Genomic DNA, 20,518 nt, shown 5'->3' with positions numbered 1-20,518 from the left:
CCAACCCACGAGCCGTACGCGGCCGTTGACGCGTCGGCGAGGGGAAGCCTACGCTCCATGTGCCGCTTCACGGTACGGCGTGCCGTCTCACGGCACAACACCCTTGAGGAGTCGACCGCATGACGCTCCGCACCGGCCGCCACTTCCTGCAGATCCCCGGCCCCACGAACGTCCCCGACCGGGTACTGCGCGCCATGGCGGCGCCCACCATCGACCACCGCGGACCGGAGTTCGCCGAGCTGACGAAGCGTCTGCTCGCCGCCCTGAAGCCGGTGTTCGGTACGGCGGGGCCCGTCGTCGTCTACCCCGCCTCGGGCACCGGTGCCTGGGAGGCCGCGCTGGTCAACACGCTCAGTCCCGGCGACCGGGTACTGTCCTTCGAGACCGGGCACTTCGCGGCGCTCTGGCGTGAGATGGCCCGTGGCCTCGGCCTGGACGCCGACACCGACGCGATCCCCGGTGACTGGCGGCACGGCGCGGACCCGCAGGCGCTCGCCGAGCGGCTCGCCGCCGACACCGAGCACCGCATCAAGGCGGTGTGCGTCGTGCACAACGAGACATCGACCGGTGTCACCAGCCGAATCCCCGAACTGCGCGCGGCGATCGACGCCGCAGGGCATCCTGCGCTGCTGTTCGTCGACACCATCTCCTCGCTCGGATCCATCGACTACCGGCATGACGAGTGGGGCGTCGACGTCACCGTCGCCGGCTCGCAGAAGGGGCTGATGCTGCCGCCGGGCCTCAGCTTCAACGCCGTGAGCGACAAGGCCCTCGCCGCCTCACGGACCGCCCGGCTCCCCGCCTCCTTCTGGCGCTGGCAGCCGGTCATCGACGCCAACGCCAAGGGCGCCTTCCCGTACACCCCGGCCACCAACCTCCTGTACGGCCTCGACGAGGCGCTGCGCATGCTGGAGGAGGAGGGCCTGGAGAACGTCTTCGCCCGGCATGCCCGCCATGCCGCCGCCACCCGCGCCGCCGTGCGGGGCTGGGGACTCGAGGTGCTGTGCGCCGACGAACGCGAGCACTCCGGCTCGCTCACCGCCGTCCTGATGCCCGAAGGGCACGACGCCGACAAGCTCCGGAAGATCATCCTGGAGCGCTTCGACATGTCACTCGGCTCCGGCCTCGGAAAGCTCGCCGGCCGTGTCTTCCGCATCGGTCACCTCGGCAACTTCAACGACCTGACCCTCGCGGGCACCCTCGCCGGAGTGCAGATGGGCCTCGAACTCGCCGGCGTCCCCGTCCAACGGGGCGGCCTCGAAGCGGCGTTGGAGGTGCTGCGATGACGGCCCCCAGCGAGGTCCGCACCGCCACCCGCGACCTCGAGGCCGCGCTGCGCCGCGATCTCGACGGCGAGGTGGCCTTCGACGACTACACCCGGCACCTGTTCTCCCGCGACGCCAGCATGTACGCGATCGAACCGCAGGGCGTCGTCTTCCCACGCCACGCCGACGATGTGCGGGCCGCGGTCGCCGCCGCCGCGGAGCACGGTGTGCCGCTGGTACCCCGGGGTGCCGGGACCAGTCTGGCCGGGCAGACGGTGGGCCCCGGCCTCGTCCTCGACCTCTCCCGGCACATGCACCGCATCATCGAACTCGACGCCGACGCGCGTACCGCGCTCGTCGAACCCGGTGTGGTCCAGGACGAGTTGAACCGGGCCGCCGCACCGCACGGCCTGATGTTCGGCCCCGACACCTCGACCAGCAACCGCGCGACCATCGGCGGCATGGCCGGCAACAACTCGGCGGGCAGTGGCTCGATCCGCTACGGCATGACCATCGACCACGTACGGGAACTGGATGTCGTCCTCTCGGACGGCACCACGGCCCGCCTCGCCCCCGTAGACGAGGCGGAGCGCGCCCGCCGCGCCGGCCTCGACACCCTGGAGGGGCGGCTCTATCGCGAGCTCCCCAGGATCGTGGAGGCGCACGCCGCCTCGATCGCCACGGACTTCCCCGCCTACTGGCGACGCTCCGGCGGCTACCGCCTGGACCGGCTCGCCGACCCGAGCGGCGACGCCCCCTTCGACCTCGCGAAGTTCGTCGTCGGCTCGGAGGGCACCCTCGTCGTCGCCACCCGCGCCCTGGTCGACCTCGTCCCCAAGCCCGCCCGCACGGTCATCGCCGTCGGCCACTTCACCTCCGTCGCCGGCGCCATCGAGGCCACCGAGGACGCCCTCGGCCTCGATCCGGCCGCCGTCGAGATGATGGACCGGACGATCCTCGACCTCTCCCGGCAGAAGATCGAGTACGCCTCGCTCGGAAACATCCTCGAAGGCGAACCGGAGGCCTTGCTCTTCGTCAGCTTCACTGGCGACGACGAAGCCGAACTCACCGGTCGCCTACAGGGGTTGACCGGCCTCTGGAAGCGGCACGGCCACGGCTACCACACCCTCCAGGCCGTCACCCCCGCCCAGCAGTCCGGGCTGCTCAAGGTCCGCAAGTCCAGCCTCGGACTGCTGATGGCCGCGAGCGAGGGCACCCGCCGCCCGCTGGCCTTCATCGAGGACACCGCGGTCGACCCGCGACACCTCGCCGCGTACACCCGCCGCTTCAAGCAGGTCCTTGACCGGCACGGACTCAACGCCGGTTTCTACGGCCACTGTTCGGTCGGCTGTCTGCACATCAGGCCATTCGTCGACGTCGCCGACCCCGACCAGGTCCGTACGATGAGGGCGGTCGCCGAGGAGATCAAGGAGCTGGTACGGGAGTACGGCGGCGTCAACTCCAGCGAGCACGGCGACGGCCTGGCCCGCAGCGAGTTCAACCGCGAGCTCTACGGCGACGACCTGTACGAGGCGATGCGCGAGGTCAAGGGCCTGTTCGACCCGGAGAACCGGCTGAACCCCGGCAAGATCGTCGACGCCCCGGCGATGACCGAGCACCTCCGCGACGTGGCCCTGCCGCCCGCGCCACCGCTGCGTACCCACCTCGACTTCGAGGTCGTCGGAGGCGGTGACATGCGCGGCGCCGCCGACCGGTGCATGAACATCGGCCTGTGCCGCAAGAGCGAATCGGGCGCCATGTGCCCTTCGTACATGGTGACCCGCCACGAACACGACTCCACGCGCGGCCGAGCGAACGCACTTGTCAAGGCGCTCTCCGAGCCCGACCCCAAGGCGGCGCTCGGCGACGAGGGGCTGCACGAGGTCCTCGACCTGTGCCTGATGTGCAAGGCGTGCAAGAGCGAGTGCCCCCTCGGCGTCGACATGGCGACCCTCAAGGCCGAGACCCTGGCCCACCACCACGAGCAGCACGGCACACCACTGCGTTCGCGGGTCTTCGGCGCCATCCGCCGCCTCAACCGACTGGGGTCCGCGACCGCCCCGATCTCCAACCTCCCTTTGCCCAGGCGGTTGTTGGAGCGCGGACTCGGCATCGCGAGCGCCCGCCCGCTGCCCGTGTTCGCCCGCCGCAACCTCGTGACATGGTTCCGGCGCAGGCCGGGGACGGTGGCGGGCAGCCAGGGCACCGTCACCCTCCTCGCCGACTCCTTCACCACGTACACCGACCCGGACGTCGGCCGCGCCGCCGTCGAACTCCTCGAACGGGCGGGCTGGCACGTACAGTTGGAGAGCGGCGGCTGCTGCGGCCGTGCCGCCTTCTCCAAGGGACTGCTCGACCAGGCGAAGGCGCAGGCCGGCGATCTCGTGCACCGCCTCGCGGACTCCGGGGATGGACCCATCGTCGGCTGCGAACCCTCCTGCCTGCTGACCCTGCGCGACGAACACCGTGCCCTGCTGCCCGGCGACCCGGCCGTCGCCGACGTGTCGGGACGGGTGAGGCAACTGGAGGAGCTGCTCACCGAGGCCATCGACGACGGCAGGCTCCCACTGCGGGACGACACAGGGCCCGCGGGCCGCCGCATCCTCTTCCACGGCCACTGCCACCAGAAGGCCGAGGTCGGCACCGCGGCCACCGTCGCGCTGCTCCAGCGCATCCCGGGCGCCGAGGTCGTCGAACTCGACGCGGGATGCTGCGGGATGGCGGGCTCCTTCGGCTTCGAGGCCGAGCACTACGACACATCCATGGCGGTCGGCGAGGACCGGCTCTTCCCCGCGGTGCGGGCCGAACCGGACGACACCGTGCTCGCCGCCACCGGTGTCTCCTGCCGCCAGCAGATCCACCACGGCACGGAGCGCACGGCGGTGCACCCGCTCCAGCTGATACGGGAGGCGGTGCGATGACCGGCACCGCAGGTGCGCTGGACGGCGTCCGCGTCCTCGACCTCACCCAGGTCATGGCGGGCCCGTACTGCACGATGCTGCTCGCCGACCTCGGCGCGGACGTCATCAAGATCGAGTCACCGGAGGGCGGCGACCAGACCCGCACATCCATGGGCACACCACGCCCCGGCAGCGACACCCCCGCCTTCCACGCCCTCAACCGCAACAAGCGCAGCGTCACCCTCAACCTGCGCACCGACGCCGACCGCGCCGAGTTCTTCCGGCTCGTCGCCGACGCGGACGTCGTCGTGGAGAACTTCCGGCCCGGTGTCACCGACCGCCTCGGTGTCGGCTACGAAGCCGTCCGCGAGGTCCGGCCCGACATCATCTACGCGTCGATCTCCGGCTTCGGCCAGTACGGCCCGTACGCCGACCGACCCGGCTACGACCTCATCGCGCAGGGCATGGCGGGAGCCGTCAGTGTCACCGGAGACCCGGACGGCCCGCCGGTCAAGTGCGGCCTTCCGGTGGGTGACCTCGGCGCGGGCATGCTCTGCGCGCTGAGTATCGCCGCCGCGCACGTCCACCGGCTGCGCACGGGGGAGGGCCAGTACCTCGAAACGTCGCTCTACGAAGCGGTGTTGGCGATGTCGGTGTGGGAGTCGGTCGAGTACTTCGCCGGTGGCGAGCCCCCGCAGCGCCTCGGCTCCGCGCACCGGATGTCCGCGCCCTACCAGGTCGTCCGCACCAAGGACGGCCACGCCACCATCGCCGCCAACAACCAGCGGCTGTGGCTGCGGCTGTGCGAGGCGCTCGACCTCCAACACCTCGCGGACGACGAGCGGTTCGCCACCAACACCGACCGGATGGGCCACCGCGCCGAACTCATCGCCCTCCTCGAAGGTCGGCTCGCGGCGACCAGCACCGAGTCGTGTGTGGCCCAGCTCCTCGAAGCGGGCGTCCCCGCGGGCCCGATCCTCGACTACGGGCAGATCCTCGACCACGACCCGCACGCCCGGGCCCGCGGCATGGTCGAGGAGTACGACCACCCGGTCGACGGCCGCAGCCGCGTCGTCGGCTTCCCGGTGAAACTCGCCCGCACCCCGGCGACGTTGCGCCGCCACCCGCCGGTCCTGGGTGAGCACAACGAGGAACTCCTCGGAAAGGAACCGGAGTTGACGGCAGACGAGGAACTCCTCGGAAAGAAACCGGAGTTGACGGCAGACGACGACGCGGGGAGCGGCTCCGTCACCTGGACCCGCCACGCGGTCCCCGGCACCGACACATACGCCGCCCACCTCACCCTCGCCAACCCGGACCGGCGCAACGCCCTGACCCTGCACATGTACGACCAACTGGAGCGCGCCTGCCAGGAGATCGACGCCGACCCGGACGTCCGCCTCACGGTGCTCCGCGGAGCGGGCGGGCGCGCGTTCGCGGCCGGCACCGACATCCGCGAGTTCCGTGACTTCGCGAGCGGCGACGACGGCGTGGCGTACGAGCGCCGTGTCGGCCTCGCCGTCGACCGGCTCGCGGGGATGCGGATGCCCGTCGTCGCGGTGGTCGAAGGACCGGCGGTCGGCGCGGGCAGCGCGCTCGCGAGCTGCTGCGACGTGGTGCTGTGCACCCCGGACGCGGTCTTCGGCGCCCCCATCGGCCGCACGCTCGGCAACTGCCTCGCCCCCGCCATGATCTCCCGCCTCTACGCGGGACTCGGCCGCGCCCGCACCCTGCGCGCCCTCCTCGCCGGCCGCCTGATCACGGCGACGGAGGCCTACGAGTCGGGATTCGTGGCGGACATCGTCGACCCGGCCGACCTGGACGAACGCCTCGCGCACCTCACGGCGGACATCGCCCGCTGCGCCCCGTTGACCCTGGCGGCCCTGAAGGAGGCGGACCGCCGCGTACTGGCGGCCGCCGCCCCCGGACCCGCCGAGGACCTGTACGCCCGTGTCTACGGCAGCCGGGACTTCGGGGAGGGCGTGGCCGCCTTCCTGGAGAAGCGGAAGCCGGAGTGGGAGGGGCGGTAGGGCCGCCGGGGTCCGGGGGCGTCACCAGCGCGTCAGCATCGCCGCCGTCGTCGTCAGCGTCCCGTCAGGACGGGCCGGGGGCGGAGGAGAGCGCCATAGCGTCCTTGGTGAGCCACCATTCCCGGACTCTCCAGGAGACACCCCATGGCACAACCCGTGAGCGACGAGGACCCGGAACCCTCCGAACGGTTCCCGGCCTGGCCGCTGTACGTTCCCGTCCGGCCGGGCCCGCTCGGGCACGCCGCCCGGCTGTTCCGCACCCCGCTCGGTGACCGCACGGCGGTCGGCTTCACCTCCGAGCACGCGCTGACCGCGACCCTCGGGGCAGGCCAACCGTGGGTCAGGCTGGCCGAGTCCGCCCTGCGCGACATGGCCACGCCGCTCGGCGCCGCCACCGTCACGGTGGACCCCCAACCTCGGCATGGCGCTGTCGTACTCGATGGGTCGAGGAGGGCGACGGCGCGATGACCACCCTTCACGAACCCGCCGCCATGACTCCTCCCGAGGACCTGTCGGTGTGGCCGAGCTCCGCCACTGAACGGCACCCCGGCGACACGACCGTCGGCGGTGTGCCGCTCGCGGAGGTCGCGGGCCGCTACGGCACGCCCGTGTACGTCCTCGACGAGGGCGAGGTACGCCACCGCTGCCGCACCTACCGCGACGCCTTCCCGGAAGCCGAAATCCACTACGCCGCCAAGGCGTTCCTGTGCCGCGCGATGACGCACTGGGTGTCGGAGGAGGGCCTCGGCCTCGACGTGTGCTCCGCCGGTGAGCTGGAACTCGCCGTCGCCGCGGGCTTCCCCGCCGACCGGATCGTCCTGCACGGCAACGCCAAGACACCGCACGACCTGCGGCGGGCCCTGGGGTACGGCGTCGGCCGCATCGTCATCGACAGCCCCTCCGAGATCGCCCGGATCGCCGCGGCGGTCGGCCCCGAAGGACACCAGAAGGTGATGGTCCGCGTGGTCCCCGGCATCAGCGCGGGCGGCCACGACAAGATCCGCACCGGCACCGGGGACCAGAAGTTCGGCCTGTCCATCAGCGACGGCTACGCCCAGCACGCCATCGCCCGCATCCTCGACCAGCCGCAGCTCGAACTCACGGGCCTGCACTGCCACTTGGGCTCCCAGATCGCCGACGTCAAGCCGTACCTCGCGGCGGTCCGCCGCATGGTGGGCCTGATGGCCCGCCTCAAGGAGCAGCACGGTCTCGCGCTCCGCGAGCTGGACCTCGGCGGCGGTCACGGCATCGCCTACCGTCCCGGCGAGCCCGCCATGGACCTCACCCGTCTCGTCCGCAAGGTCCGCGCGGAGCTGACCGAGGCGTGCGCGGCGGCCGGACTCACCGTGCCGCGCCTGATCATCGAGCCGGGCCGGGCCGTCGTGGGGCCCGCCGGGGTCGCCCTGTACCGCGTCGTGTCCGTCAAGCACACCGCGGGCCGCACCTTCGTCGCGGTCGACGGCGGCATGAGCGACAACCCGCGGCCCGCGCTGTACGGGGTGCGCTACGCGCCCCGCCTCATCGGCCGCCGGGGCAGCGCGGACCTCGCCCCGGTCACGGTCGTCGGCCGGCACTGCGAGGCCGGTGACGTGCTCGCCGCGGATGCCCGGCTCCCCGACGACGTGCGGGCGGGCGACCTGGTCGCCGTGCCGGTGGCCGGGGCCTACCAGCTGTCGATGGCGTCCGGTTACAACGCGGTCGGCAGGCCGCCGGTGGTCGCCGTCCGCGACGGGCGCGCCCGACTCCTCGTACGCCGCGAGTCGTTGGAGGACATCCACAGCCGGGACGTGGGCCTGTAGAACCGGCCCTGAACGACAGATCCTAGGGGGCCACGTTCCGCGCGAGGTGCTGCAACAGCCGGCTCAACTCGGCGCGGTCGGCGTCCGAAAGGCCGGCGCCCAGGCCGCGATCGAAGGCGGTCGCGGCCTTCCGCATCCGCTTGAAGGCCTCCTCGCCGGCCTCGGTCAGCTCCACGACGTGGATGCGCCGGTTCGCGGTGTCGCGCCGCCGGGTGATCAGGCCGCGCTTGTCCATCGCGTTGAGGTGGTGTGTGAGCGTCGCGTCCCGGACACCGACCGCCTCGGCCAGCTGCCGCTGGTTGGCGGGGCGCCCGGTCTTCAGGTTCAGCAGGATCAGCCACACCGGCAGCGAGCCTTCGGCCTCCTCCAGTGCGTCTTCGAAGGCCCGGCTGACCGTCCGGGCGGCTTGGCTCAGCTGGAGGCCGAGGGGCGGGGATGCGGGTTGCGGCATGCCGGAAACTTTAGCAGCGAGTTCAAAACGTTTGATGTCTAAGCGTTAGGCGTCTATCTTTGAGAGGCAGGGAGGGGGCGGCACGGCGTACCCGACGGAGAAGACGAGGTCCCACCATGTCCACCAGGAACTATCTGCGCCCGCCCTGGGCGGCGCGTGTCATCGGCGGGCGCATGGCCCGCCTGGTCAAGCCCAAGGTGGTCAGCCTGCTCGCGGTCCCCGGCCGCACCACGGGAGCCTGGCGCTCCACCCCTGTGGCCGTGCTCGATCACGGGGGCGCCGAGTACCTGCTGGCGGCCTACGGCGACACCGAGTGGTCCCGCAATCTGCGTGCCAGCGGGTCGGGGCGGCTCACCCGGCGCGGCCGTGTCGAGCGGTTCACGGCGGTGGAGGTCGACCCGTCGGAGCTTCCGGCACTCATGGAGGACTACCTGCGACAGTTCGGCAAGCTCCCGAACGTCGCCAAGACCTTCGACGCGCTGCCGGACCCGGCCGACCACCCCGCCTTCCGCATCACGGTCACAGGGAGCGAACGCGCGTAGCGACGCCAGGACTCGCACCTCAGTCCTCCCACCGCTTGCGCACCGCCGCCGGGGACCCGGTCACCAGCGTGTCCGGTGGTACGTCCTCGGTGACGACGGCGCCGGCGCCGACGACGGCACCGCGACCGATCGTGACACCGGGCAGCACCGTCACCGACGCACCGATCCACGCGTTGGCCTCGATCGTGACGGGTGCCCGTGTGTAGTACTCGGGGCGCTCGGACGCGCGGATCGGATGGTTGGCGGAGATCAGATTGGTCTTCGGCCCGATCAGCACGCCGTCGCCGATGCGGATGCCGCCCTGGTCGAAGAAGGTGCACCCCTGGTTCACGAAGACGTGCTCGCCGAACTCGATGCGGAGTCCGTAGTCCGTGTAGAAGGGCGGGTAGACGGTGGCGGATTCGGGCAGCGGCTTGCCGAAGATCTCGGACAGCAGAGACGCGCGTGCGGCCTTGTCGTCGAAGGGTAGGACGTTCAGCCGTGAGGTCAGCGTGGTGACGTACTCGATGCGCTCGGCCACGCGCGCGAACTCGGGTGTGTGGACGTAGAGGCGATCCTGATCTGGCATGGCCGTTATCCAAGCCATCAGGGGGAGTCGGGATCAAACAACGAACACGGCGCGCAGGCACAACGGTTGGTTGTGCGCGTCGCTCTGCACAATAGGGATGCAAAGGTGCGAATCTGTCGATATGACTTCGACGCCCAACGCCGCGCAGCCGGCCATCACCCAGCAGCAGACGGAACTGCGTGCACGTCTCCCGTTCTCCGACACGCAGGACTTCGAGGACGCGAAGCGGGGGTTGATCGCCCGGCGTGCACCGAACGCCGTCACCGCCGAGGACGGCCGTGTCGTGTGGGACAACGACACGTACGCCTTCCTCAAGGGCGATGCCCCCGACACCGTGAACCCGAGCCTGTGGCGACAGTCCCAACTCGTCGTGGAACAGGGCCTGTTCGAGGTCGTCGAGGGCATCTATCAGGTGCGTGGGCTCGACCTGTCGAACGTCACGTTCATCGAGGGCGACACCGGTGTGATCGTGATCGATCCGCTTCTGTCGAAGGAGCCGGCCGCGGCGGCGCTGGCCCTGTACCGGGAACACCGCGGCGAGCGCCCGGTCACCGCCGTGATCTACACACACTCGCACGCCGACCACTTCGGCGGCGTCAAGGGTGTCACCACGCAGGAGGATGTCGACGCCGGGCGCGTACCCGTCATCGCACCGGAGGGCTTCACCGAGCACGCGGTGGCCGAGAACGTCTACGCGGGCACCGCCATGGCCCGCCGCGCCGCCTACATGTACGGGGCGGCGCTCGCCCGCGGCCCGCAGGGGCAGGTCGGCGCCGGGCTCGGGCAGACCCTGTCGACCGGTGGTGTCACGCTGATCCCGCCGACCCTGTCCGTCACGACGACGGGTCAGGAGGAGACCGTCGACGGGGTGCGTATGGTCTTCCAGATGGCGCCCGACACCGAGGCGCCTTCGGAGATGCTGATCCACTTCCCCGACTTCAAGGCGCTGTGCGCGGCCGAGGACGCCACGCACACCCTGCACAACTTGCTGACCCTGCGCGGCGCCGTGGTCCGCGACCCGCACGGCTGGTCGCACTACCTCACCGAGACCATCGACCTCTTCGGTGACAAGAGCGACGTCGTCTTCGCCTCGCACCACTGGCCGACCTGGGGTCAGGAGCGCGTCGTCGCGTTCCTGGAGAGCCAGCGCGACCTGTACGGCTACCTCCGCGACCAGACGCTCCGCCTGATCAACAAGGGCTGGACCGGAGCGGAGATCGCCGAACATCTGCAGTTGCCGCCCGCCCTGAAGAACGCCTGGAACGCCCGCGGCTACTACGGCTCCGTCAGCCACAACCTCAAGGCCATCTACCAGCGCTACATGGGCTGGTTCGACGGCAACCCGGCCCATCTGTGGCAGCACCCGCCCGTCGAGGCCGGCAAGCGCTACGTCGAGTTCATGGGCGGCGCCGACACCGTCGTGGACAAGGCGCGTGGCTCCTTCGACGCGGGCGACTACCGGTGGGCCGCAGAGGTGCTCAGTCACGTCGTGTTCGCCGAACCCGATCACTCGGCGGCACGCGAACTGCTCGCCGACACCTACGAACAGCTCGGCTACGGCGCGGAGAACGGCCCCTGGCGCAACTTCTACCTCTCCGGCGCCACCGAATTGCGCGACGGCCAGTTCGGCACTCCCACCGTCGCCGCATCGGCCGACGTGATCGCGAACCTCAGCCCGACGATGCTGTTCGACGCCATCGCCATTCAGGTCGACGGACCCAAGGCCTGGGACGAGAAGCTCAGCATCGACGTCCATCTCACGGATGTCGACGAGCGCTACCGGCTCCGCCTCGCCAACGGTGTGCTCACCTACAGTGCAGCGTCCCAGAAGACCGCGGCTGATGTCTCCCTCACCGGTGGGGTCCAGTCTCTGTCCGCGCTGGCCGTCACGGGCCTGACCTCCGAGGGGCTTGAGCGGGCGGGTGTCCGGGTCGAGGGCGACGCGTCGGTGCTCGGCCGGCTCGCCTCGGTGCTCGACCCCGGTGACCAGGACTTCGCGATCGTCACGCCGTGAGGTTTGCCGGGTAAAAAATGTAACTCGGTTACGTTATTATGGTTCCCGTGAAGATCGACAAGGCGCAGCAGGCAAGCAACGAAGAGCAGGCAAGCAACGAAGGCGGGCAGGGCGGGACGCACCCCGTCCTCGTGACGGGAGCGACCGGCCGTATCGGCCGGGCGGTGGTCGGTGAACTCCTGGCCGCGGGTGTGCCCGTGCGGGCGCTCACGCGCGATCCCGCGGCCGCGGGGCTCCCGGACGGGGTCGAGGTCGTGGCGGGCGACTTCGCCGACCCCGCCTCGCTCGACCCCGCACTGCGGGGCGTGCGCTCGGTGTTCCTCCTGTGGACGGCGCCGCCCGCCACGGCCGGGGCCGTCGTCGAGCGGATCGCGGCTCACACGTCACGGATCGTCTTCCTCTCCTCGCCCCACCGGACGCCGCACCCGTTCTTCCAGCAGCCCAACCCGATGGCCGATCTGCACGCGGAGATCGAGCGCCTGATCGCGGCCTCGGGGCTCGACTCCACGATCCTCAGGCCCGGCATGTTCGCCTCGAACGTCCGCCTGTGGTGGGAGCCCGCGATCAACGCCGGCGAGCCCGTCCGGTGGCCCTACGCCGGCGTCGAGACCGCCCCGATCGACGAGCGGGACCTCGCCGCCGTGGCGGCCCGCACCCTGTTCGAGGATGGGCACACCGGCGGCGACTACGTCCTCACGGGCCCCGAGGCGCTCAGCCACGCGGAGCAGGTGCGCGTGATCGGCGATGTCATCGGCCGCCCGATCCCGTTCGAGGAGCTCACGCCGGACGAGTTCCGGCACGCGACCGAAGGTGTGTGGCCGCGGCCCGTCGTCGACATGCTGCTCGACGCGTGGGGTGCGAGCGACGGGCACCCGGCGTACGTGACATCGGCGGTGGCCGATGTCCTCGGGGTTCCCGCGCGGACGTTCCGCGAGTGGGTCGCCGATCAGTGGAAGATGCCGCTGTAGGCATTGAGCGCCGGCTGGCCGCCCAGATGGGCGTAGAGGACGTTCGAATCCTTGGGGATGTCCCCGTCGCGTACGAGATCGATGAGTCCGGCCATCGACTTGCCCTCGTACACCGGGTCGAGGAGTACACCCTCCAGCTCGCCGGTCAGCCGGATCGCGTCGACGGTGGAATCGACCGGAATGCCGTAGCGGTCACCGGCCCAGCCCTCCAGGACGGTGATCTCGTCCTCGCGCAACTCCCGTTCGAGTCCGATGAGTTCGGCGGTTCCGCGGGCGATCTTCGCCACCTGTGCGCGGGTCTCGTCGATCTTCGCCGAGGCGTCGATGCCGATCACCCGGCGCGGCCGGTCCTGGCCCGCGAACCCGGCGATCATGCCCGCGTGCGTACTACCGGTGACACTGCACACCACGACCGTGTCGAAGAAGACGCCCAACTCGCGCTCCTGCTGCTCCACTTCATACGCCCAGTTCGCGAAGCCGAGGCCGCCGAGCGGATGGTCCGAGGCGCCCGCGGGGATCGCGTACGGGGTGCCGCCCGCGGCGCGTACGTCGTCCAGGGCCTGCTGCCAGCTGTCCTTGAAGCCGATGCCGAACCCGGCCTCGACCAGCCGTACATCGGCGCCCATGATCCGGGACAGCAGGATGTTGCCGACCTTGTCGTTGACCGCGTCCGGCCAGTCCACCCAGCTCTCCTGCACCAGCACGGCCTTCAGGCCCAACTTGGCGGCGACCGCGGCCACTTGCCGGGTGTGGTTGGACTGTACGCCGCCGATACTGACGAGGGTGTCCGCGCCCTGGGCGAGCGCGTCGGGGATCAGGTACTCCAGCTTGCGGGTCTTGTTGCCGCCGAAGGCGAGCCCGGCGTTGCAGTCCTCCCGCTTGGCCCAGACGCGCGGGCCGCCGAGGTGCCTGCTGAGCCGGTCGAGTGGGTGCACGGGGCTGGGGCCGAACAGGAGGGGGTGGCGCTCGAAGTCGTTCAGGGACATGTCGTTCAGGGACATGGGGACTCCTTGCCTGGGCGGGCCCGTCGGGCGCTGGTCATCGGGGGTGCAGGGAACGGCGGCGCAGTACGAACAGGCTGGTCAGGCTCGCCAGGGCGGCGAACGCCACCCAATATGCGGGGGCCGCGGACTGCCCGGTGGAGTCGAGCAGCCAGGCCGCGATCATCGGGGTGAAGCCGCCGAAGACGGTGACACCGATGTTGTAACCCACCGCCATCCCGGTCGCGCGGGTCTCCGCCGGGAAGATGCCTGCCATGAGAGCGCCCATCGGACCGTAATAGCAGCCCTTGAAGAGTGCCATCACCATGACGACGCCGATCAGCATCGCCAGCGAGGGTGCGGCCACGAGGAGTGCGAACATCGGGTAGATCAGCAGCAGGACCGCGCCCGCCGCCGGAACCATGATCGCGATCTGTCCCACCCGGTCGGAGAAGTGGCCCGCCACACTCGTCACCGCGAGCAGCACCAGGCCACCGGCGAGCGCCGCGATGAAACCAGTGGAGTCCGGGAGGTCCAGGGTCTTCGTCGCGTACGTCGGGATGTACGTGATCAGGTAGTTGAGGCAGGTCGTGACGGCGAGCAGCCCGATGGTGAGCAGCACGCCGGCCTTGTGCTCGCGCAGCATGGTGCGGATCGGGGTGGGGGAGTCCTCCTTTCGGGATCCCTCCTGCCGGGGCGCGGCAGGAGGCTCGGGGACGTTGCGGCGGATGTAGAGGCCCACGGGCGCCACGAGCAAGCCGATCAGGAACGGGATCCTGAAGCCCCACGAGATGAGCTGGTCCTCGCTGAGGGTGGACGTCAGCACGGTGCCGAGGAGCGCCGCGAGGAGCGTGCTCGCGGCCTGGCTGGTGAACTGCCAACTGGCGGCGAAACCACGCCGGTTCGGCATGAACTCGACCATCAGGGCCGTCGCGCTGCCGAACTCCCCGCCCGCCGCGAAGCCCTGGATGAGCCGGGCGAGCAGGATCCCGATCGGTGCGACCACACCGATCGCCGCGTACGAGGGCATGACGCAGATCAGCAGTGTGCCCACCGCCATCAGCCCGATCGACCAGGTCAGCGCGGCCTTTCGGCCCGCCCGGTCGGCGTAGGAACCCAGTACGAGCGCGCCCACGGGCCGGATCAGGAAGGAGACACCGAAGGTGCCCAGGGTGAGGAGCAGCGACACGGCCGGGTCGTCATTGGTGAAGAAGACCTTCGACAGGTACGTCGCGAAGTAGCTGTAGACCGCGATGTCGTACCACTCCAGGGCGTTGCCGACGCACGCCGCGGTGATGATCTTCCCTGGGCTCGGGGTGGTGGTGGTCGGTGCCGTGGTTCTCACCGGGGGCGCGCTCATGGGGTGTTCCCCTCGGTGGCCGGGGCCTGCGGAGGCCAGGTGCCGGACCCGGCGAGTTCGGCGAGATCCCAGAAGAGTCCCGCCATGACCTGGAGCGAGTCGCGGACGAGCGGGGCGGGCAGATGCTCGTCGGGGGCGTGCTGGGAGCAGCCGGGGTAGGAGTGCGGAACCCACACGGTGGGCAGGCCGAGGCCGCGGGAGAAGGCGGAGTTGGGCAGCGAGCCGGCGAGGTTGGGCAGCAGCGCGGGCGTCGTGCCGGTCGTGCGCTCCAGCGAGTCGAGCGTCCAGCGCACCCAGGGGTTGTCCGGGTCGAGCCGGCTCGCCTCCATGCCGTAGTCGGCGGTGACCTCGACCATGTCGAAACCGTGCTCGTCGAGGTGCTTGCGCACCGCCCGCGCCACGTCGGACGACTCCAGGCCGACGACGAAGCGGAGCTGGCAGTGGGCGCGGGCGGAGCCGGGGATGGCGTTGGTGGGGTTGTCCGGCTGGCCCGTGGTCATCGCGAGGACCTCGATGGTGTTCCAGGCGAAGAGGCGCTCGTTCGGTGTGAGCCCCGGCTCGCCCCAACCGGCGTCGGGCGTCGGCCCGTCGGTGCCGGCGGGGATGTCCGCGAGGGCGCGGCGCACCTCGTCGGAGATCCCGGCGGGGCGCAGGCCCTCGACGCGGATGCTGCCGCGCTCGTCGACGAGGCAGGCGATCGCGCCCGCCAGGACGGTGCCGGGGTTGCGCAGCAGCCCGCCCCAGTTGCCCGAGTGGTGGGACCCCTCGCGCAGATCGAGGCTCAGCGTGAAGTTCACGGCGCCGCGCGAGCCGAGGAACACGGTGGGCCGATCCTGCGCGACGCGTGGGCCGTCGGAGCCGATGAGGAGGTCTGCGGCGAGCGACTGGTCGCGCTGCTGCTCGCAGAACTCGGCGAGGCCGGGGGAGCCGAACTCCTCGCCGGTCTCCAGTAGCAGCACGACGTTGTAGCCGAGCCGCCCGCCCCGCTGCCCGATGACATGTTCCAGGGCGACGAGGTTGACCAGGTGCTGCCCCTTGTTGTCGGCGACCCCGCGCCCGTACCAGCGTTCGCCCTCGACGGTTAGCCGCCAGGGGTCGAGCCCGGTGCGCCATCGGTCGGGGTGTCCCGGCTGCACGTCCGCGTGACCGTAGGTGAGCAGCGTGGGCAGACCCTCGGCCTCGGTGCGGCGGGCGACCAGGAACGGATGGCGGGCGGAGACGGGGTTCTCCGCGATGTCGACGGCGAACCCCATGCGCTCAAGGCGAGGAGTGACCTCCTCGGTCAAGTACCGGTGCAGCGCGGGTTCCTGGCGCGGGTCGTGACTCTCGGTCGGGACCGCGACGAGACGGGTGAGTTCCTCCCTGAACGTCCCGGAGTCGAAGTGGTGTGCGGCGCTGTCGATCGCGTCCTGTCTGCTCATGGGCCACGACGGTGGCACTGCCCCTCGGACGTCAACAAGGGGCGGCGAGCGATCCGGCAGTGACAATATGGGAATGCGTGCGTTGCCGCTGCGGCAATGCCAACGCCCCTGCCCTGTATACGAAGAGACGCTCGTCGCGACCGACACGGAGAGACATCCGATGCCGCTGATCGACCCGGCCCTGAAGTACTTCATCGCCGTCTTCGAGACGGGTTCGGTGAACGCGGCCGCGCGCCGTCTCTTCGTCGCGGGTTCCGCCGTGAGCCGTCAACTCGCCCGTCTGGAAAGGGAAGTGGGTGCGCCACTCTTCGAGCGCCTGCCGAGCGGTGTGACCGCCACCGCGGCCGGGCGCGCCTTCGCGGGCTTCGCGCGCCGGGCGATCCAGGACGCCGAGGCGTTCACCGAGGAGGTGCATCAGCGCCGCACGACCCGGGCGGTCATCACCGTCGCCGCCACCATCGGCGTCACCCACCACCTGCTGCCCGACGTCGCGGCCGGCTTCCACGCGGAGCACCCGGAGGCCCGCGTCATCCTGCACGTGGCGCGGCCGACGGAGGCGACCCAGATGGTCGCGGAGGGCATCGCCGACCTCGGCGTCACCTTCAACATCGCGCTGCCCGCGGGTGTTTCGATCCGTTACACCCAGGAGGCCCCGCTGTGCGCGATCGTCCGCAGGGGCCACCCGCTGGCGGACAGGCCGGCCGTCTCGGTACGCGACCTCGTCCGGCACCCCGTGGCGCTGCCCTCGACCGACACCACGAGCCGCTTGCTCCTTGAAGCCTCGGCCGCCGCACACCAGCTCACGGTGGAGGGCGTCTTCGAGTGCACCACGGTGGACGCGCTCCTGCGTTTCGTACGTGCCAGCAGTGCGGTCACCCTCGCCAGCCGCGTCACCCTGGGTCCGTCCGACCGCCGCGCGCTCGTCGCCGTCCCCCTGGAGGAGAAGGAATTCCGCCAGCGCACACTCCAGGTCCAGTGCCGCGCGGGCCGCGAACTGGCGCCCGCCGCGGCGGATTTCATGGACCGGGTCATCGATGCGCTGGGGCATCGGGCGGTGTGAGACCGCGGCACGCCGATCACGGTCGTGGCGGTCACGCTCGTGCCGACAGCAAGACGCCGCGGGCGGGGCAGACATCTGCCCCGCCCGCGGCGGTGTGCTCACTCAACCAGCGGGGGCGTCAGTCCCCGTGGCCGAGCGCGACGTCCAGGTCGCTCGGGTTGCCGCTGCCCGCCACCGTGACCGGCTTCGACACCGGCGGGTAGCCGCTGGCGATGACCGTGTACGTGGCGCCGGACAGGCCGACGAAGGCGTACGCGCCGTCGTCGCCCGTGGTGTGCACCGCGACCACGTTGCCCGCCTGGTCGAGGAGGGTGACGCGCGCGTCGTGCACGGGGGAGCCGTCGGTGCCCCGGACCGTGCCGGTCAGGGTCGCGGCGGAGCGCAGCACGGCGTCCTGCCGGGTGGCGGTGCCGCCGGCGACCTGGGCCTGACCCGCGTACGGCTGGAAGCCCTCCGCGCTGGCGGTGAAGGTGTAGGCGCCCGGCGGCAGTTGCGGCAGCGAGTAGCCGCCGTCGGTGTCGGTGAGCGCCGAGCCGACCGTCTCACCGCGCTCGTCGGTGGTGACGACGAGCGCGCCCAGGACGGGGGCCGAGTCGGACTCGGACCGTACGGTGCCGTACAGGCCACCGTCGCCGCTGAGGACGAGGTCGAAGCTGACCGGTCCGTCCGCGCGGAGCGCGAGCGTGGCGACCCGCGGGTCGCGGCCGGGCGCCGAGCCGACGAGGACGTAGCCGTCGCCGTCGGCGGACGGGGCCGACACCGCGTAGCTGCCGTCGGAGGCGGCGGCGCCGCGACCGATCTGGGCGCCGGTGCGGTCGATGAGAGTGACCACGGCGCCCGTCAGGGGAGCACCCTGCCCGTCGAGGATCCGGCCGTGCACGCCGGAGCCCTCCACCACGGGGGCGGTGGCGACGGCGGCGATGGGCGCGGTCGCGCCCACGGACTCGGCAGCGGCTTCGACCGCCTCCGCGGACTCGGCCTTCTGCTGCGAGTGCGCCAGCGGACGGCCCGCGCGGTACATCAGGACCGAGACGATGAGACCGGCCACGAAGAACCCGGCGGCCCACCAGTAGGCGGTCGCGTAGCTGTGCACGGCGGCCTCGGCCTGGGCGGCCTTCGAGGCACCGTGGTCGGCGATGTAGTTCGAGGCGGCCGTCGCGGCCATGGTGCTGAACAGCGCCGTACCGATCGAACCACCGACCTGCTGCATGGTGTTCACGGTCGCGGCGGCGACGCCCTGGTCCTTCGGGGCGACCCCGAGGGTGGCGAGGCTCATCGCGGGCGGCATCACGAGGCCGATACCGACACCGATCATGATCAGCGGCGGCAGCACGTGCGAGGCGTAGCTGCTGGTCACGTCCAGCGCGGTGAGCCAGACCAGGCCGCCCGCGGTGAGACCCATGCCGACCGGGACGACCGGCTTGGGACCGAGCTTCGGGATCAGTGCCATGGTGGCGAGCTGCGCCGTCACCATCAGCGACAGGATCATCGGCAGGAAGGCGACGCCCGTCTCCATCGGGCTCTTGCCGAGGATCAGCTGCAGGTAGTAGGTCAGGAACAGGAAGATCCCGAACATGCCCGCACCGGTGATGAAGACGCTCACGTAGGAAGCGGCGCGGTTGCGGTCGGCCAGGACGCGCAGCGGAAGCAGCGGGTGCTTGGCCTTGGTCTGCCAGGCGATGAAGAGCCCGAGCAGGACGACGCCCGCGGCCAGGAAGACCCAGCACATCCAGTTGCCCCAGCTGTGCGTCTCGGCGTTGGAGAAGCCGAAGACGATGCTGAAGAGGCCCGCCGCGACGAGCAGCGTGCCCAGCAGGTCGAGCTTGGGACGCGGGCCGGGCGCGGGCTTGCGCACGAAGACGACCGCGCCGACGACCGCGACCGCGGCGATGACCAGGTTGACGTAGAGCGTCCAGCGCCAGTCAAGGTGCTCGGTGAGGAAGCCGCCGAGCAGCATGCCGATGGCACCGCCGGAACCGGCGATGGCACCGAAGATGCCGAACGCCTTGGCGCGTTCCTTGGGCTCGGTGAACGTCGTCGTAAGGAGCGCCATCGCGGTCGGCGCGAGGATCGCGCCGAACACACCCTGCAGGGCGCGGCCCGCGACGAGCATCGAGAACCCGGTGGCGGCACCGGCGAGGGCGGACGAGCCCGCGAACCCGACGAGGCCGATGATCAGCGTGTTCTTGCGTCCGAAGAGGTCGGACAGCTTGCCGCCGAGCAGCAGGAGGCTGCCGAAGGCGAGCGAGTAGGCGGTGACGACCCACTGGCGGCCGTCGTCGGAGAAGCCGAGGTCCGCCTGGGCGGACGGCAGGGCGATGTTCACGATGGTGGCGTCGAGCACCACCATCAGCTGGGCGAGGCCGATGACGGCCAGGACCCACCAGCGGTGGGGCACGTGGTGCGCTGCGAGGGCGCCCGGCGGCTGTGCGGACGGGGCCGCGGCCGGACGCTCGCGCGCGTCGAGCGGGGTGGGCATTGCGTGGTCCTTCGAGGGTCTGTCGTGCGCCGGAGGCCGGGAGCGGCCGGAGGCGGTCAGGCGTGCAGCAGCAAGGGGAGGACGACGGTGTCCACGTAGCGCTGGAGATATTCGGTGTCGGCCGGCTGCCGCTCAAGGAGCGGCCGGGAGAAGACGGAACCGAGGAACATGTGCGGAAGGAAACCGCAGGCGGGCCGGGAGCGGTCGATCTCGCCGCGCTCCGCGGCCCGCGCGAGCATCGCCTCGAACAGGTCGAGCTCGGGCTGGACGAGCGCCTCGTGCACGGCGTCCGCGAGCTCCGCGTCCTTGCGGATGGCCAGCGAGATGCCGCGTACCAGGTCGAGGTCCTTGCGGGCCTCGCCGATCCGCCGCGCGAGCGCGTGCAGATCGCCCCTCAGGGACCCGGTGTCCAGGTCGTCGAGGGAGAACGGCCGCATCTCGCGCAGCGCCTCGGACACCAGCCGGGGCTTGCTGCCCCACTGCCGGTAGAGCGTGGCCTTGCTGCACCGCGACTGGGCGGCGACGGCGTCGAGCGTCATCGTCTCGTAGCCGACGTCGCGTACGAGGTCGAGGGTGCGTCCGTAGAGCTCGCGCTCCCGCTCGGGGGTGAGCCGGGTGCGCCGCTTTCTGCGCGTGAGGGGTTCGGGCAGCCCCATGGATTCCTTGCCTGACGGTTGGTGC

General features: G+C 71.1%; 16 protein-coding genes. 9 read left to right on the top strand and 7 right to left on the bottom strand.

Annotated elements, in window-relative coordinates:
• Positions 1 to 119 precede the first annotated feature (119 nt).
• The 5 genes from ACIRHA_RS17305 (at position 120) to lysA (ending at position 7,994) form a co-directional block, all read left to right on the top strand.
• A complete protein-coding gene (locus ACIRHA_RS17305) occupies positions 120 to 1,286 on the top strand; it encodes a pyridoxal-phosphate-dependent aminotransferase family protein (RefSeq protein ID WP_403845957.1) in 1,167 nt (388 codons plus the stop codon).
• Positions 1,283 to 4,186: an FAD-binding and (Fe-S)-binding domain-containing protein gene (locus tag ACIRHA_RS17300; RefSeq protein ID WP_403845955.1), complete on the top strand. Its 2,904-nt coding sequence runs from the start codon at positions 1,283 to 1,285 to the stop codon at positions 4,184 to 4,186. The genes ACIRHA_RS17305 and ACIRHA_RS17300 overlap by 4 nt, the downstream gene beginning before the upstream one ends.
• Complete coding sequence (locus tag ACIRHA_RS17295; RefSeq protein WP_403845953.1) at positions 4,183 to 6,195, top strand: enoyl-CoA hydratase; 2,013 nt, start codon at positions 4,183 to 4,185, stop codon at positions 6,193 to 6,195. Before ACIRHA_RS17300 ends, ACIRHA_RS17295 begins: the two co-directional genes overlap by 4 nt.
• Before the next feature lie 144 nt (positions 6,196 to 6,339).
• Complete coding sequence (locus tag ACIRHA_RS17290; protein WP_403845950.1) at positions 6,340 to 6,663, top strand: SAV_915 family protein; 324 nt, start codon at positions 6,340 to 6,342, stop codon at positions 6,661 to 6,663.
• Complete coding sequence (gene lysA / locus ACIRHA_RS17285; protein WP_403845948.1) at positions 6,660 to 7,994, top strand: diaminopimelate decarboxylase; 1,335 nt, start codon at positions 6,660 to 6,662, stop codon at positions 7,992 to 7,994. Before ACIRHA_RS17290 ends, lysA begins: the two co-directional genes overlap by 4 nt.
• Before the next feature lie 22 nt (positions 7,995 to 8,016).
• On the opposite strand, the gene ACIRHA_RS17280 is transcribed toward lysA, so the two are convergent.
• Positions 8,017 to 8,445, bottom strand: coding sequence for a MarR family winged helix-turn-helix transcriptional regulator (locus ACIRHA_RS17280; protein WP_403845944.1), 429 nt, complete (start codon positions 8,443 to 8,445; stop codon positions 8,017 to 8,019).
• A 116-nt stretch (positions 8,446 to 8,561) separates the two neighbouring features.
• Here ACIRHA_RS17280 and ACIRHA_RS17275 point away from each other — a divergent pair, with 116 nt between their 5' ends.
• Entirely contained in the window at positions 8,562 to 8,987 is a 426-nt protein-coding gene (locus ACIRHA_RS17275; protein WP_403845941.1) for a nitroreductase/quinone reductase family protein, read from the top strand.
• 19 nt (positions 8,988 to 9,006) lie between these two features.
• On the opposite strand, the gene ACIRHA_RS17270 is transcribed toward ACIRHA_RS17275, so the two are convergent.
• Positions 9,007 to 9,555, bottom strand: a complete 549-nt coding sequence (locus tag ACIRHA_RS17270; protein WP_403845939.1) for a DapH/DapD/GlmU-related protein — start codon at positions 9,553 to 9,555, stop codon at positions 9,007 to 9,009.
• A gap of 121 nt (positions 9,556 to 9,676) precedes the next feature.
• Between ACIRHA_RS17270 and ACIRHA_RS17265 the strand changes: the two genes are divergently transcribed.
• On the top strand, positions 9,677 to 11,569 hold the full coding sequence (locus tag ACIRHA_RS17265; protein ID WP_403845936.1) for an alkyl/aryl-sulfatase: 1,893 nt from the start codon (positions 9,677 to 9,679) through the stop codon (positions 11,567 to 11,569).
• A 47-nt stretch (positions 11,570 to 11,616) separates the two neighbouring features.
• Positions 11,617 to 12,537, top strand: coding sequence for an NAD(P)H-binding protein (locus ACIRHA_RS17260; protein ID WP_403845933.1), 921 nt, complete (start codon positions 11,617 to 11,619; stop codon positions 12,535 to 12,537).
• Here the strand turns inward: ACIRHA_RS17260 and ACIRHA_RS17255 are convergent.
• Genes ACIRHA_RS17255 through ACIRHA_RS17245 form a run of 3 tightly spaced genes read right to left on the bottom strand, consistent with a single transcriptional unit; the run spans position 12,516 to position 16,298 of the window.
• A complete protein-coding gene (locus ACIRHA_RS17255; protein WP_403846516.1) occupies positions 12,516 to 13,523 on the bottom strand; it encodes a 1-aminocyclopropane-1-carboxylate deaminase in 1,008 nt (335 codons plus the stop codon). The genes ACIRHA_RS17260 and ACIRHA_RS17255 overlap by 22 nt on opposite strands.
• A 52-nt stretch (positions 13,524 to 13,575) precedes the next feature.
• On the bottom strand, positions 13,576 to 14,877 hold the full coding sequence (locus tag ACIRHA_RS17250) for an MFS transporter (protein ID WP_403845930.1): 1,302 nt from the start codon (positions 14,875 to 14,877) through the stop codon (positions 13,576 to 13,578).
• Positions 14,874 to 16,298 carry a M20 family metallopeptidase gene (locus ACIRHA_RS17245; RefSeq protein ID WP_403845928.1) on the bottom strand — a complete coding sequence of 475 codons (1,425 nt, stop codon included), beginning with the start codon at positions 16,296 to 16,298 and terminating at the stop codon, positions 14,874 to 14,876. Before ACIRHA_RS17245 ends, ACIRHA_RS17250 begins: the two co-directional genes overlap by 4 nt.
• Positions 16,299 to 16,458: 160 nt before the next feature.
• Here ACIRHA_RS17245 and ACIRHA_RS17240 point away from each other — a divergent pair, with 160 nt between their 5' ends.
• Entirely contained in the window at positions 16,459 to 17,358 is a 900-nt protein-coding gene (locus ACIRHA_RS17240; RefSeq protein WP_403845926.1) for a LysR family transcriptional regulator, read from the top strand.
• A 118-nt stretch (positions 17,359 to 17,476) separates the two neighbouring features.
• Here ACIRHA_RS17240 and ACIRHA_RS17235 read toward each other — a convergent pair whose 3' ends face one another.
• Positions 17,477 to 19,837, bottom strand: coding sequence for a DHA2 family efflux MFS transporter permease subunit (locus ACIRHA_RS17235; RefSeq protein WP_403845923.1), 2,361 nt, complete (start codon positions 19,835 to 19,837; stop codon positions 17,477 to 17,479).
• Positions 19,838 to 19,893: 56 nt separating this feature from the next.
• Entirely contained in the window at positions 19,894 to 20,493 is a 600-nt protein-coding gene (locus tag ACIRHA_RS17230; RefSeq protein ID WP_403845921.1) for a TetR/AcrR family transcriptional regulator C-terminal ligand-binding domain-containing protein, read from the bottom strand.
• Positions 20,494 to 20,518 lie beyond the last annotated feature (25 nt).

The organism is Streptomyces sp. NPDC102360, from assembly GCF_044766085.1.
Lineage (GTDB): Bacteria > Actinomycetota > Actinomycetes > Streptomycetales > Streptomycetaceae > Streptomyces.
The sequence above is the reverse complement of the archived record's forward strand: the minus strand, read 5'-3'. Positions and strand labels throughout refer to the sequence as shown.

What these genes read in the sequence shown, in the direction of transcription:
- ACIRHA_RS17245 (WP_403845928.1), bottom strand. Translation starts at nt 16,298, where the DNA reads ATGAGCAGACAGGACGCGATCGACAGCGCCGCACACCACTTCGACTCC.
- ACIRHA_RS17280 (WP_403845944.1), bottom strand. Translation starts at nt 8,445, where the DNA reads ATGCCGCAACCCGCATCCCCGCCCCTCGGCCTCCAGCTGAGCCAAGCC.
- ACIRHA_RS17275 (WP_403845941.1), top strand. Translation starts at nt 8,562, where the DNA reads ATGTCCACCAGGAACTATCTGCGCCCGCCCTGGGCGGCGCGTGTCATC.
- ACIRHA_RS17250 (WP_403845930.1), bottom strand. Translation starts at nt 14,877, where the DNA reads ATGAGCGCGCCCCCGGTGAGAACCACGGCACCGACCACCACCACCCCG.
- ACIRHA_RS17240 (WP_403845926.1), top strand. Translation starts at nt 16,459, where the DNA reads ATGCCGCTGATCGACCCGGCCCTGAAGTACTTCATCGCCGTCTTCGAG.
- ACIRHA_RS17235 (WP_403845923.1), bottom strand. Translation starts at nt 19,837, where the DNA reads ATGCCCACCCCGCTCGACGCGCGCGAGCGTCCGGCCGCGGCCCCGTCC.
- ACIRHA_RS17255 (WP_403846516.1), bottom strand. Translation starts at nt 13,523, where the DNA reads ATGTCCCTGAACGACTTCGAGCGCCACCCCCTCCTGTTCGGCCCCAGC.
- ACIRHA_RS17265 (WP_403845936.1), top strand. Translation starts at nt 9,677, where the DNA reads ATGACTTCGACGCCCAACGCCGCGCAGCCGGCCATCACCCAGCAGCAG.
- ACIRHA_RS17305 (WP_403845957.1), top strand. Translation starts at nt 120, where the DNA reads ATGACGCTCCGCACCGGCCGCCACTTCCTGCAGATCCCCGGCCCCACG.
- ACIRHA_RS17290 (WP_403845950.1), top strand. Translation starts at nt 6,340, where the DNA reads ATGGCACAACCCGTGAGCGACGAGGACCCGGAACCCTCCGAACGGTTC.
- ACIRHA_RS17230 (WP_403845921.1), bottom strand. Translation starts at nt 20,493, where the DNA reads ATGGGGCTGCCCGAACCCCTCACGCGCAGAAAGCGGCGCACCCGGCTC.
- ACIRHA_RS17300 (WP_403845955.1), top strand. Translation starts at nt 1,283, where the DNA reads ATGACGGCCCCCAGCGAGGTCCGCACCGCCACCCGCGACCTCGAGGCC.
- ACIRHA_RS17270 (WP_403845939.1), bottom strand. Translation starts at nt 9,555, where the DNA reads ATGCCAGATCAGGATCGCCTCTACGTCCACACACCCGAGTTCGCGCGC.
- ACIRHA_RS17295 (WP_403845953.1), top strand. Translation starts at nt 4,183, where the DNA reads ATGACCGGCACCGCAGGTGCGCTGGACGGCGTCCGCGTCCTCGACCTC.
- lysA (WP_403845948.1), top strand. Translation starts at nt 6,660, where the DNA reads ATGACCACCCTTCACGAACCCGCCGCCATGACTCCTCCCGAGGACCTG.